Below are 11,142 nucleotides of genomic sequence, written 5' to 3'. Positions count from 1 at the left end.
ATGTAATACAAGTAATTGATATGCATTACATAACAATAGCGGTATAACCATTAAATATAACCAATCTGTATCATTAATCCGAAGCGCCGGTACCCATTCAAGGATCGTTACAACAACCATAAAGAACAGAGCTGGCACAAATGCTTTTTTATTTGTTTCTTTACTTTTTACATAAGCAACAATTGCTCCAAACACAAATAACATTCCAGCAACAAGTATATTATTCCCTAACGAGACTTCCCCATTTGCAATAAGTACAGATCTTAAATACACAAAATCAAATAATACGAATGCAATAAAGAAGAGCTGGACTGCATTCCATAAAGAAGATGAGCGAAACATCCCTAGTCCAAAACGGTGGATTGTTAAATATGCAAAGAATCCCATTTGACTTATAACACTAAAAATAAATCCTACACCCATCAGCCAGAAAGATACTGCTAAAATCTCCTTACCGTCGAAATTTTGAAAAAATTTATCATACTTGTCCCACTCCAAAACAAAACCAATAATAACTGTGCTAATCCCACCAAGAAACAACGTCGTTAAAAATAGTCGTACCCACTTGCGGCTATTCACAACACATCCCCCATTATCCTTATATTTCTAATTAAATTGTATCAATGACAATTTCAAAAAGCTAGCCATGTTCATGTATAAATTCCTTAAAGATATTTATATTAAAAAGAGAGAACTGTGCTGAAAGGAGTTCCAACTTATGAAACGGATGCTATTCATTTTCGTTTCTTCTTTTCTACTTATCGCACTTGCAGCATGCGCACAAGGAAAAGAAACGAAATCCGAACTAGATTACGATCAAACAAAGAAAATGATTGTTGATATTTTAAAAACAGATCAAGGTAAGAAAGCTATTCAAGATGTATTAACTGATGAAAAAATGAAACAAGCACTCATACTAGATGAAACAGTAGTAAAGAAAACGATTGAAGATGCCATGGTATCCGATAAAGGGCAACAATTCTGGGAAAAGCTCTTTAAAGATCCTGAGTTCTCATCAAAATTTGCTAAAAGTATGGGGAAAGAACAAACTCAATTAATGAAAACCTTATTAAAAGACCCTGAATACCAAGCAGGCGTTATAGAAATTATGAAAAATCCTGAAGTAGAAAAAATGATGTTACAAACAATGAAGAGTAAAGAATACCGTCAATATCTACAACAAGTACTAACAGAAACTGCTGAAAGTCCACTCTTCCAAGCCAAGATGATTGATATCATTAGTAAAGGTGTGCAAAAAGCTGAAAAAGGCGGATCTGGCAAGAAAGAAGCAGGCGGTGACGGTGGTTCTCAAGGCGAGAAGAAGGAAGAACAGTAAAAAATAATAACTATAATAACGAGTGGACAATTTATATATTGTTCACTCGTTATTACTTTATCTTGCTATTAACAGACAAAATGGACCCCTCTAATTAAGCGAAAGGTTTACTAGCAACAAAAGCCTTATTGTTGTCAGTAACAGGTGAACCCCACTGATTAAAGTTTCACTTTATTTTTGTGTAACAGCTGTTTTATCAATTACTGTTTCAGCTATTTTACTATAAATAATGCCCGTTGTATGTGTATCTTCATATACTGAAGGAGCAAAGTCTTCTTTATTCCAATCGGGTTGTTGCAGTGGAATACGACCAAGAACATTCGTTTGTAATTCGGTAGCTAACTTATCTCCCCCACCTTTTCCAAATACATATTCTCTCTCACCAGTTACCTTACTTTCAAAATATGCCATATTCTCAACAACACCAAGAATACTATGTTCAGTGCGCAATGCCATCGCTCCAGCACGCGCTGCTACAAACGCAGCTGTTGGATGAGGCGTCGTTACAATAATCTCTTTGCAAGATGGCAACATTGAGTGCACATCTAACGCAACATCACCTGTGCCTGGTGGCAAATCTAGTACTAAATAATCTAAATCGCCCCATTCTACTTCTGTGAAGAAGTGGTTTAACATTTTCCCAAGCATAGGTCCTCTCCAAATAACTGGTGCATTATCCTCTACAAAGAAGCCCATTGAGATTACCTTTACACCTAAACGTTCCACCGGAATTATCTTGTCACCTCTTACGATAGGACGTTTTTCTATCCCCATCATGTCTGGCACACTAAAACCGTAAATGTCCGCATCAATAATACCAACTTTTTTTCCTAAACGAGCTAAAGCAACTGCAAGGTTAACGGAAACAGTTGATTTTCCCACGCCACCTTTTCCACTCGCTACTGCTAAGAATGTTGTTTTTGAATTAGGTGACAATAAAGATTCACTTTGCTCTTCTTCTTGTTCCGGTGCAAACTGAGCTAATTCCTCTTCTGTAAATTCTGCAAAACGAAGTCCAACTGTTGCTGCCCCAAGTTCTTTTACTAACTTTACAATTCCAGACTGCAACTGCATTTGTTCCGCTGTACCGGTTTTTACGATTGCAATTTTGACACTCACATGTTCCTTCTCTGGCTTGACTGTTACCTCTTTAATTGCACTTGTTTCTTTTAATGTTTTATGTAAAAACGGATCTACAATCCCTTCTAACGCTTCAACCACTTGCTCTTTCGTTACCATAATTAGCCCAGCCCCCTGTATGAAAAATAACGTAATGTTAATTGAATTTATCTCTGCTTATCCTTGAAATAAATGCGTTTACATTTCCAGTATAACATATTTTCCGAAAACTTCGTTAACGAGAGAAGCTCAAAAAAATCCTCCTTATTCTGGAGGATTTCCTTTTTCCGTGAAATAACGTAATATACCACGGTATATTGCAGCTGCTACCTTTTGCTGATATTTCTCCGAATTTAACATATACCTTTCGTTCACATTCGATAAAAAGCCAGCTTCAATTAAAGCACCTGGTGTTTTAGAATACTTTAATAAATATACATGCGAAATTGTCTTAGCAGAACGATTCGTGTTCTCTAAACTTGTTCTCAATTCAGCCTGTATAAATTTTGCAGCACGTTCATTTTCAATCGAAGAGCGGTAATAGAACGTTTGTGCACCTTTCGATCCACTACTAGTTAAAGCATTTAAATGAATACTTGCAAAAAAGTCTACATCAGGTTTATTGATGATTTCTACACGTTTTTTTAAATCCTCTGCTTTACGTCTACTATATGACTTTGTATCTTTGTTAGCTAAATCATAATCTCCCTCACGCGTTAAAATAACTAGTGCACCTTGTTCTTGTAAATAGTCTTGTACCTTTTTTGTAATTTCAAGCGTAATATCCTTTTCTATAATATCCTTTCCACCAACAGCCCCTCCATCTGGTCCACCATGCCCAGCATCTAACACAATTACTTTCCCTGATAAGGGTAAATTCCAAGCTCGCCACGATTTTGTAATTTGAAATTCTTGCTTGACTAAAAAAAACAATACAACCGCAGCGAGTGCAAAAGAGATAATTCGAATTCTCTTCATACCTTTCCTCCTCCAGCTAGTCCCTCTAATTACTTATATGGGACAAGAGGAAAGTTTATGCTTGTCTTAATGAAGCTTTAATCGATATCTTCTTTCACCTTTTTCATACCCTTCTTGCCACCACAATCCTATAAACTGCTGACAAGATTCAAAAAGTAACTCCTCATCTTTCAACTTTATTTCTCGCATAGTCATACTCGTTAAAAATTGAAATAGCGTTTCAATTAATTGTTGTTCTTCTTCTAAAGCTCTATATTTCACATCAAAAAACGATTCACCATAATAACCAAATTTACTGTATCTCGCTCCTAATAAATAAGATTCTATCCCTAATTCAATACAGTAATCTTCATACTGACGATGAAGCTCTTGCATTTGAAAGGCATCACGAATATTTGAACGCAATGTTTTTAATGATAATTCCCGCAACATCTTCCGCTCGTATTTTAACTGCTTTTCTTTTTGTTTTTCTTGTAAGCTGACAATGACATTCATAGTACATATAAACCTCCCTAATACGTATTAGTCTAAACTTCTAAAGAAGAAGCATACGCGTGGCGGGAGCACTAAAATATTCCAAGCTATAAAAATTGCAAAAGAGGAATGAAACATAAAAAACCCCAACCAAAATGGTTGGGGTTTGTAGTTCGCAAAAATTAACGTTTTGAGAACTGAGGTGCACGACGTGCGCCTTTAAGACCGTATTTTTTACGCTCTTTCATACGTGCGTCACGAGTTAATAGACCTGCACGTTTTAATGTTAGACGGTATTCTGGATCAGCTTTTAATAAAGCGCGAGAAATACCGTGACGAATAGCACCAGCTTGACCAGTGTATCCACCACCATTTACGTTTACAAGTACATCGTAGTTACCTAAAGTTTCTGTTGCAACTAGAGGTTGTTTCACTACTTCACGTAATGCAGCAAATGGGATATAGTTTTCAAAATCACGACCGTTAATGATAACGCGTCCTTCGCCTGGAACTAGGCGTACGCGCGCTACTGAACTCTTACGACGTCCAGTGCCATAGTATTGAACCTGTGCCAAAGTAAGCCCTCCTTTAATTAATTATCCGCGAAGTTCGTAAACTTCTGGTTTTTGTGCTTGGTGTGGATGCTCTGCTCCAGCATACACGTTAAGTTTCTTAGAAACTTGACGGCCTAAGCGTCCTTTTGGAAGCATGCCTTTAATTGCAAGCTCTAACATTTGTACAGGGTAGTTTGTACGCATTTCAAGAGCTGTTCTTTGCTTAAGTCCACCTGGGTGGTTAGTGTGACGGTAGTAAATTTTATCGTTTAATTTATTACCTGTTAAATGAATTTTCTCAGCGTTAATAATAATTACATGATCACCCGTGTCAACGTGTGGTGTAAATGTAGGTTTGTTTTTACCACGTAAAATGGATGCTACTTCACTAGCAAGGCGACCTAAAGTTTGACCTTCAGCATCAACCACATACCATTTACGCTCAACTTCGTTAGCTTTTGCCATAAAAGTCGTACGCATGTGTTTCCCTCCTCGTTATCTTTTCCATAGAAAAAATCTATTGTTTATCTTAAACACGATTTCCTTCCGGGGCTAATCGTGGTTTTAGAAACAATACCATATGTTATGATATACTTTTGAGTTTCTAATGTCAAGCAAATGTTACACCAGGATTAGTTGTTATAGTTTACCTCCCATAAGTAAAGCCCATGACCTGGAGCCATCTTTCCAGCAAACTGACGATTTTGTTTCGCTAAAATCTCTGGAATGCTATCAGGATCAAGCTTTCCTTGCCCTACGCTAAGTAACGTACCAACAATAATTCTGACCATATTATATAAAAATCCATTACCTACAAAACGAAAAATTATTTCATCATTTTGTTCAATTAACTCGATTTCATAAATTGTTCGCACTTTATCTTTTTTGTCAGTTTTTGCCGAACAAAAAGAAGTGAAATCATGTGTTCCAATAAAATAAGGAATTGCTTTTCTTATAGAGTTGATTTCGAGCGGGTATGGATATTGATATACGTAATTTCTACGGAATACATCCGCAGTCTTTGATAATAATACACGATAACGATATTCTTTTTTCTCAACACCGTAACGTGCATGAAATTCTTCTGTTTTTTTCTCTACTTGCCTAATAACAATATCATCTGGCAACATTGTGTTTAAAGCATTAATCCATTGCCATTCTTCAAGAGACAAAGGAGTATCAAAGTGTATTACTTGTCCTTTTGCATGAACTGTAGAATCTGTTCTACCAGATGCCTGAACACGAACAAGTTCTCCCTTATGCAATTTCTGCAATGCTTTTTCTATCTCCTGTTGAACAGTACGATGGTTCGGCTGAATTTGATAACCACAAAAATGCATGCCATCATATGCAACCGTACATTTTATTCTATCCATTTCTCTATTCTCCATTACGATCGCACCCATGCCAAAATACAAGCTAAACAAAATAAGCTGACAATCGTTACTGTATCGCTTGTTTTCCAGCGTAGTTGCCTAAATTTAGTACGTCCTTCACCACTTTGATATCCACGAGCTTCCATCGCAATGGCTAAGTCCTCTGCACGCTTAAAAGCACTGATAAACAGAGGAACGAGCAGTGAAATAATAGCTTTCATTCTATCTTTTATCGGTCCCCCGGCAAAATCAATACCACGTGACGCTTGTGCTTTCATTATTTTACTCGTTTCATCCATTAATGTCGGGATAAAACGAAGAGAAATTGACATCATTAATGCGATTTCATGAACAGGAACCTTTATACGCTTCAACGGCTTTAATAACGTCTCCAAACCATCTGTAATTTCAATAGGTGTCGTCGTTAACGTTAATAATGTCGTCATTAAAATAATAACGAAGAATCGTACAGAAATGTATATCCCTTGCTCTAATCCTTTTTCATATATCGAAAACCAACCAAGCTGGAATAGTACATCCCCCTCTTTATTTGTAAAAATATGCAGGAAAAATGTAAAAAGAAAAATCCATAAAATTGGTTTTAAGCCCGAAAGTACATAACGAATCGGCACTTTTGCAAAAAATAAAGCAATGAGTGCATATAAAAATAAAAATCCATATGAAATCGCATTATTTGCTAAGAAAACAACAAATACATATAAAAAGACAATCAGCAGCTTCGTACGTGGATCAAGTTGATGAATAAGTGAATTCCCCGGGATATATCTCCCAATAATCAACTGCTGCATGATTCATGACCACCTTTTCGTAACACCTGCACAACTTCATGAGTAAGATCCTCTAAAGATAAGGTAGCCTTTGGAATTGAAATACCAAACTTCTCTTCAATTGCACGTTTATACTTTAATGACATAGGAAGATCCACACCAATTTTCTCTAGTTCATCAGCATGTGAAAATACTTCCTCTGCACTTCCTTGCAAAAAGACCGTTCCTTTATGCATAACTACAATCTGCTCCGCATACTGAGCAGCATCCTCCATATTATGCGTTACAAGGATGACTGTAAGACCCTTCTCCTTGTGCAGCTTATAAAACATCTCCATAAGTTCGTTCTGCCCTTTTGGATCTAGTCCTGCTGTAGGTTCATCTAATACAAGCACTTCAGGTTCCATTGCCAGTACACCCGCTATAGCAACACGTCTCATTTGTCCACCACTTAATTCGAACGGAGAACGTGCTAACAGTTCTGGTTCTAGCCCTACAAGTTCAATTGCCTTTCTAGCCTTTTGCCTTGCTTCGTCTACAGATACTCCAAAATTAGTAGGGCCGAAACAAATATCTTTCTCCACAGTCTCTTCAAACAACTGATGTTCTGGGAATTGAAAGACAACCCCTACTTTCTTACGTAGTGGCTTTAGCTTTTTTTCTTTCTTTCCTGCCGAAATCAAATGTTCACCAATTTGAACTGTACCATTTGTCGGCTGCAATAAACCATTTAAATGTTGAATCATCGTCGACTTTCCTGAACCAGTATGACCGATAATGGCATAATAGCCCCCACTTGGAAACGACACGTCTACATCATAAAGTGCGCGTCTTTCAAATGGAGTTTTATATTGATAACGATGTTCTACTTTTTGGAATGTAATCTCCAAAGTTCGTTCACCAAGCTTTCCATTGTAAGATGCGTATTTTGCAAGAGAATTTCATTTCTTTTTAATAATTCTGCTATTTTCACCGAAAACGGTACATCTAAGCCAATTTCTTGGAGCATATGAGAGGATTTGAAAATTTTTTCTGGAGTCCCTTCCTCTAATATTTCTCCCTTATTTAAAATAATGACACGATCTGACTGTGCCGCTTCTTCTAAATCGTGCGTAATTGATAACACGGTAATACCTTTTTGAGTAACAAGTTGTCTAACCGTTTCTACTACTTCACGTCTCCCTTGAGGGTCTAACATTGACGTTGCTTCATCTAATATTAAAATAGATGGTTGAAGTGCTAAAACGCCTGCTATTGCCACTCGCTGCTTTTGCCCACCAGATAAGGAATGAGGCTCATCATTAAGAAAATCTTCCATACGGACAAGTTGTAAGGCCTGTTCTAATCTTTCAATCATTTGTTCTCTTGGCATTCCGATATTCTCCAAGCCAAATACAACATCATCTTGCACTGTCGTTCCAACAAATTGATTATCTGGATTTTGAAATACCATTCCAATTTGTTTTCGAACATCCCATACCGTTTCCTCTGATAAAACCATTGTATCATTTACTGTAATAGTCCCTGCTTCTGGCAAAAACAAACCATTCAATAATTTTGCAAGTGTAGACTTTCCTGAACCGTTTTGACCAATAATAGATACCCATTCTCCCTCATATAAGGAAAATGAAACATCTTTTAATGCATAAGTGGCTGCCCCAGGATATTGAAATGATATATTTTCTATCCGAAGTTTCTCTTTTTTCAATAGAAGGCACCCTTTCCTTCGCCAAGTTAGCCTATTTTTATATTTAAAAAAAAGGGCCATGACCAGTTTCTTGAAAAGAACTGTCCTGCCCTTTTAATTATCATTATACTAACTCGATAATTACCATTGGTGCTGCGTCTCCGCGACGTGGACCAATTTTTGCAATACGAGTGTATCCGCCTTGGCGCTCAGCATAGCGTGGAGCTACATCAGCGAATAGTTTTTGAAGTGCATCTTGACCAGTCTCAGCGTTAGCTACTTCATTGCGAATGAAAGCTGCTGCTTGACGACGAGCATGAAGATCTCCGCGTTTACCTAAAGTGATCATTTTTTCCACTACAGAACGAAGTTCTTTTGCACGAGTTTCTGTCGTTTGGATGCGCTCGTTGATAATTAAATCAGTAGCTAAATCACGTAACATAGCTTTACGTTGCGCACTTGTACGGCCTAATTTTCTGTATGCCATTCGTAGTTCCCTCCTTTGTTGATGGGTTTAAATCCTCAGTCGTCTTTACGTAAACCTAAACCTAATTCCTCAAGTTTATGTTTAACTTCTTCTAAGGATTTACGTCCTAAGTTACGAACTTTCATCATATCTTCTTCTGTTTTGTTCGCAAGCTCTTGTACAGTATTAATTCCTGCACGTTTTAGGCAATTATAAGAACGAACAGAAAGGTCTAGTTCTTCGATAGTCATCTCAAGAACTTTCTCTTTTTGATCTTCTTCCTTCTCGACCATAATCTCAGCATTTTGTGCTTCATCAGTTAAACCAACAAAGATATTTAAATGCTCAGTTAAGATTTTGGCACCTAAAGAGATAGCTTCTTTTGGCCCGATGCTTCCATCCGTCCATACATCAAGCGTAAGCTTATCATAATTAGCCACTTGTCCGACACGTGTCTTTTCCACTTGGTAAGTCACACGTGATACTGGAGTATAAATAGAATCAATAGGAATTACTCCTATTGGTTGATCTTCGCTTTTATTTGCATCAGCTGGCGTATACCCACGGCCACGCTTTGCAGTTAAACGCACGCGGAAATGCGCATCTTTTGCTAACGTTGCAATGTGTAAATCTGGATTTAAGATTTCTACATCACTATCGTGAGTAATATCAGCAGCTGTGACAATACCTTCGCCCTGTACATCAATTTCCAACGTCTTCTCTTCTTCAGAGTAGATTTTAAGAGCTAACTTTTTCAAGTTTAAGATGATCGTCGTAACGTCTTCTACTACGCCCTCAACTGTTGAAAATTCATGTAATACGCCATCGATTTGGATAGCAGTAACAGCGGCACCAGGGAGTGAGGATAAAAGAATACGACGTAAGGAGTTACCCAAAGTAGTACCATATCCACGCTCAAGCGGTTCAATTACGAATTTACCATATTTAGCATCTTCGTTAAGTTCAACCGTTTCGATTTTCGGCTTTTCGATTTCAATCATTAACTAAACCCTCCTTCAAAACGTCGAAACCCCGGTTAAACAAAGGTATAACCCCTGTCTAACCGAAAGTCCCCCTTAGGCAGTTCCCGATTGTGCACAACAAGCGATGTTTCTGTACGAAATTTCTCGATAATGCATCATATCCATTATAGACAAAAGGGAAAATTCTATACAGAAAAATTACACACGACGACGTTTTGGTGGACGACATCCATTATGAGGAACTGGAGTAACATCTCTAATTGCTGTTACTTCTAGACCTGCAGCTTGAAGAGCACGAATTGCAGCTTCACGACCAGCACCAGGACCTTTAACAGTAACCTCTAAAGTTTTTAAACCGTGTTCCATTGCAGCTTTAGCAGCAGTTTCAGCAGCCATTTGCGCAGCGAATGGAGTAGATTTACGAGATCCACGGAAACCAAGTGCACCAGCACTAGACCAAGAAAGTGCGTTACCGTGAGTATCTGTAAGTGTTACGATTGTGTTGTTGAAAGTAGAACGAATATGAGCTATACCAGCTTCAATATTCTTTTTCACACGTTTTTTACGAGTGTTTGTTTTACGTGCCATTGTTAGTTCAACCTCCTTTACTTATTATTTCTTTTTATTTGCTACTGTACGACGTGGACCTTTACGTGTACGAGCATTGTTTTTAGAGTTTTGACCACGAACTGGTAAACCACGACGGTGACGAAGACCACGGTAAGAACCGATCTCCATTAGACGTTTGATGTTAAGAGATACTTCACGACGAAGGTCTCCCTCAACTTTAATACGATCGATGATATCACGGATACGTCCTAATTCGTCTTCCGTTAAATCACGAACTCGTGTTTCTTCAGAAATACCTGCTTCAGCAAGAATTTTTTCAGCAGTTGTGCGACCAATGCCGAATACGTAAGTTAAAGAAATAACAACGCGTTTGTCTCGAGGAATATCTACACCTGCGATACGTGCCATTACGAATGCACCTCCTTCTGATTAACCTTGTTTTTGTTTATGTTTAGGGTTTTCACAAATAACCATTACTTTTCCACGTCTACGAATAACTTTACATTTTTCGCAGATTGGTTTAACTGACGGTCTTACTTTCATGTCTCGAACCTCCTTAAAGATTACGGAGTGCTATATTATTTAAAACGGTACGTAATACGACCACGATTTAAATCGTACGGAGATAATTCTACCGTAACTTTGTCTCCTGGTAAAATACGAATGAAGTTCATACGGATTTTACCAGAAACGTGAGCCAATACGACATGCCCATTCTCTAATTCTACTTTGAACATAGCATTTGGCAACGTTTCAAGAACGGTACCTTCGACTTCAATTACATCATCTTTAGCCATTCAATAGTTCTCCC

17 protein-coding genes (1 of these 17 only partly in view) are annotated in these 11,142 nt (G+C 37.7%); 1 reads left to right on the top strand and 16 read right to left on the bottom strand.

What is annotated here, in order from left to right; genetic code table 11:
* A protein-coding gene (gene kbaA, locus V6946_RS00790) for a KinB signaling pathway activation protein KbaA (RefSeq protein WP_006921137.1) crosses the window boundary here: on the bottom strand, window positions 1–579 show its 5' portion. It extends 33 nt beyond the left edge of the window; only the first 579 of its 612 coding nucleotides appear in the window; the start codon lies at window positions 577–579; its stop codon lies off the left edge, out of view.
* A 139-nt stretch (window positions 580–718) separates the two neighbouring features.
* Here kbaA and gerD point away from each other — a divergent pair, with 139 nt between their 5' ends.
* The gene (gerD, locus tag V6946_RS00785; RefSeq protein ID WP_000827295.1) at window positions 719–1,336 is read left to right on the top strand and encodes a spore germination lipoprotein GerD; all 618 of its coding nucleotides are present in this window, start codon (window positions 719–721) and stop codon (window positions 1,334–1,336) included.
* A gap of 171 nt (window positions 1,337–1,507) precedes the next feature.
* Here gerD and V6946_RS00780 read toward each other — a convergent pair whose 3' ends face one another.
* The 15 genes from V6946_RS00780 to infA form a co-directional block, all read right to left on the bottom strand.
* Window positions 1,508–2,575: an Mrp/NBP35 family ATP-binding protein gene (locus V6946_RS00780; protein WP_006921134.1), complete on the bottom strand. Its 1,068-nt coding sequence runs from the start codon at window positions 2,573–2,575 to the stop codon at window positions 1,508–1,510.
* 144 nt (window positions 2,576–2,719) lie between these two features.
* The gene (cwlD, locus tag V6946_RS00775; RefSeq protein WP_000822439.1) at window positions 2,720–3,433 is read right to left on the bottom strand and encodes an N-acetylmuramoyl-L-alanine amidase CwlD; all 714 of its coding nucleotides are present in this window, start codon (window positions 3,431–3,433) and stop codon (window positions 2,720–2,722) included.
* Between the two features lie 66 nt (window positions 3,434–3,499).
* The gene (locus tag V6946_RS00770; protein ID WP_033692259.1) at window positions 3,500–3,928 is read right to left on the bottom strand and encodes a DUF2521 family protein; all 429 of its coding nucleotides are present in this window, start codon (window positions 3,926–3,928) and stop codon (window positions 3,500–3,502) included.
* A 161-nt stretch (window positions 3,929–4,089) separates the two neighbouring features.
* On the bottom strand, window positions 4,090–4,482 hold the full coding sequence (rpsI, locus tag V6946_RS00765; RefSeq protein ID WP_000079986.1) for a 30S ribosomal protein S9: 393 nt from the start codon (window positions 4,480–4,482) through the stop codon (window positions 4,090–4,092).
* 21 nt (window positions 4,483–4,503) lie between these two features.
* On the bottom strand, window positions 4,504–4,941 hold the full coding sequence (gene rplM / locus V6946_RS00760; RefSeq protein WP_001260793.1) for a 50S ribosomal protein L13: 438 nt from the start codon (window positions 4,939–4,941) through the stop codon (window positions 4,504–4,506).
* Between the two features lie 152 nt (window positions 4,942–5,093).
* Window positions 5,094–5,837 carry a tRNA pseudouridine(38-40) synthase TruA gene (gene truA, locus V6946_RS00755; protein WP_002098927.1) on the bottom strand — a complete coding sequence of 248 codons (744 nt, stop codon included), beginning with the start codon at window positions 5,835–5,837 and terminating at the stop codon, window positions 5,094–5,096.
* Window positions 5,838–5,851: 14 nt separating this feature from the next.
* Window positions 5,852–6,646 carry an energy-coupling factor transporter transmembrane protein EcfT gene (locus tag V6946_RS00750; RefSeq protein ID WP_001186526.1) on the bottom strand — a complete coding sequence of 265 codons (795 nt, stop codon included), beginning with the start codon at window positions 6,644–6,646 and terminating at the stop codon, window positions 5,852–5,854.
* Window positions 6,634–7,515 carry an energy-coupling factor ABC transporter ATP-binding protein gene (locus V6946_RS00745; RefSeq protein ID WP_000406533.1) on the bottom strand — a complete coding sequence of 294 codons (882 nt, stop codon included), beginning with the start codon at window positions 7,513–7,515 and terminating at the stop codon, window positions 6,634–6,636. Before V6946_RS00745 ends, V6946_RS00750 begins: the two co-directional genes overlap by 13 nt.
* Window positions 7,491–8,333: an energy-coupling factor ABC transporter ATP-binding protein gene (locus V6946_RS00740; RefSeq protein WP_000711757.1), complete on the bottom strand. Its 843-nt coding sequence runs from the start codon at window positions 8,331–8,333 to the stop codon at window positions 7,491–7,493. The genes V6946_RS00745 and V6946_RS00740 overlap by 25 nt, the downstream gene beginning before the upstream one ends.
* A gap of 103 nt (window positions 8,334–8,436) precedes the next feature.
* Window positions 8,437–8,799 carry a 50S ribosomal protein L17 gene (gene rplQ / locus V6946_RS00735; protein WP_000331490.1) on the bottom strand — a complete coding sequence of 121 codons (363 nt, stop codon included), beginning with the start codon at window positions 8,797–8,799 and terminating at the stop codon, window positions 8,437–8,439.
* 35 nt (window positions 8,800–8,834) lie between these two features.
* Window positions 8,835–9,779, bottom strand: a complete 945-nt coding sequence (locus tag V6946_RS00730; protein WP_000569643.1) for a DNA-directed RNA polymerase subunit alpha — start codon at window positions 9,777–9,779, stop codon at window positions 8,835–8,837.
* Between the two features lie 180 nt (window positions 9,780–9,959).
* Window positions 9,960–10,349, bottom strand: a complete 390-nt coding sequence (gene rpsK / locus V6946_RS00725; protein ID WP_000101798.1) for a 30S ribosomal protein S11 — start codon at window positions 10,347–10,349, stop codon at window positions 9,960–9,962.
* 24 nt (window positions 10,350–10,373) lie between these two features.
* Window positions 10,374–10,739 carry a 30S ribosomal protein S13 gene (gene rpsM, locus V6946_RS00720; protein WP_000090788.1) on the bottom strand — a complete coding sequence of 122 codons (366 nt, stop codon included), beginning with the start codon at window positions 10,737–10,739 and terminating at the stop codon, window positions 10,374–10,376.
* A 21-nt stretch (window positions 10,740–10,760) separates the two neighbouring features.
* Window positions 10,761–10,874: a 50S ribosomal protein L36 gene (gene rpmJ / locus V6946_RS00715; RefSeq protein ID WP_000868344.1), complete on the bottom strand. Its 114-nt coding sequence runs from the start codon at window positions 10,872–10,874 to the stop codon at window positions 10,761–10,763.
* Window positions 10,875–10,909: 35 nt separating this feature from the next.
* A complete protein-coding gene (gene infA / locus V6946_RS00710; RefSeq protein WP_001029884.1) occupies window positions 10,910–11,128 on the bottom strand; it encodes a translation initiation factor IF-1 in 219 nt (72 codons plus the stop codon).
* Between the last annotated feature and the right edge of the window lie 14 nt (window positions 11,129–11,142).

This window comes from Bacillus sp. PPSBB_2 (assembly GCF_045291115.1).
GTDB classification, from domain to species: domain Bacteria; phylum Bacillota; class Bacilli; order Bacillales; family Bacillaceae_G; genus Bacillus_A; species Bacillus_A cereus.
The sequence above is the reverse complement of the archived record's forward strand: the minus strand, read 5'-3'. Positions and strand labels throughout refer to the sequence as shown.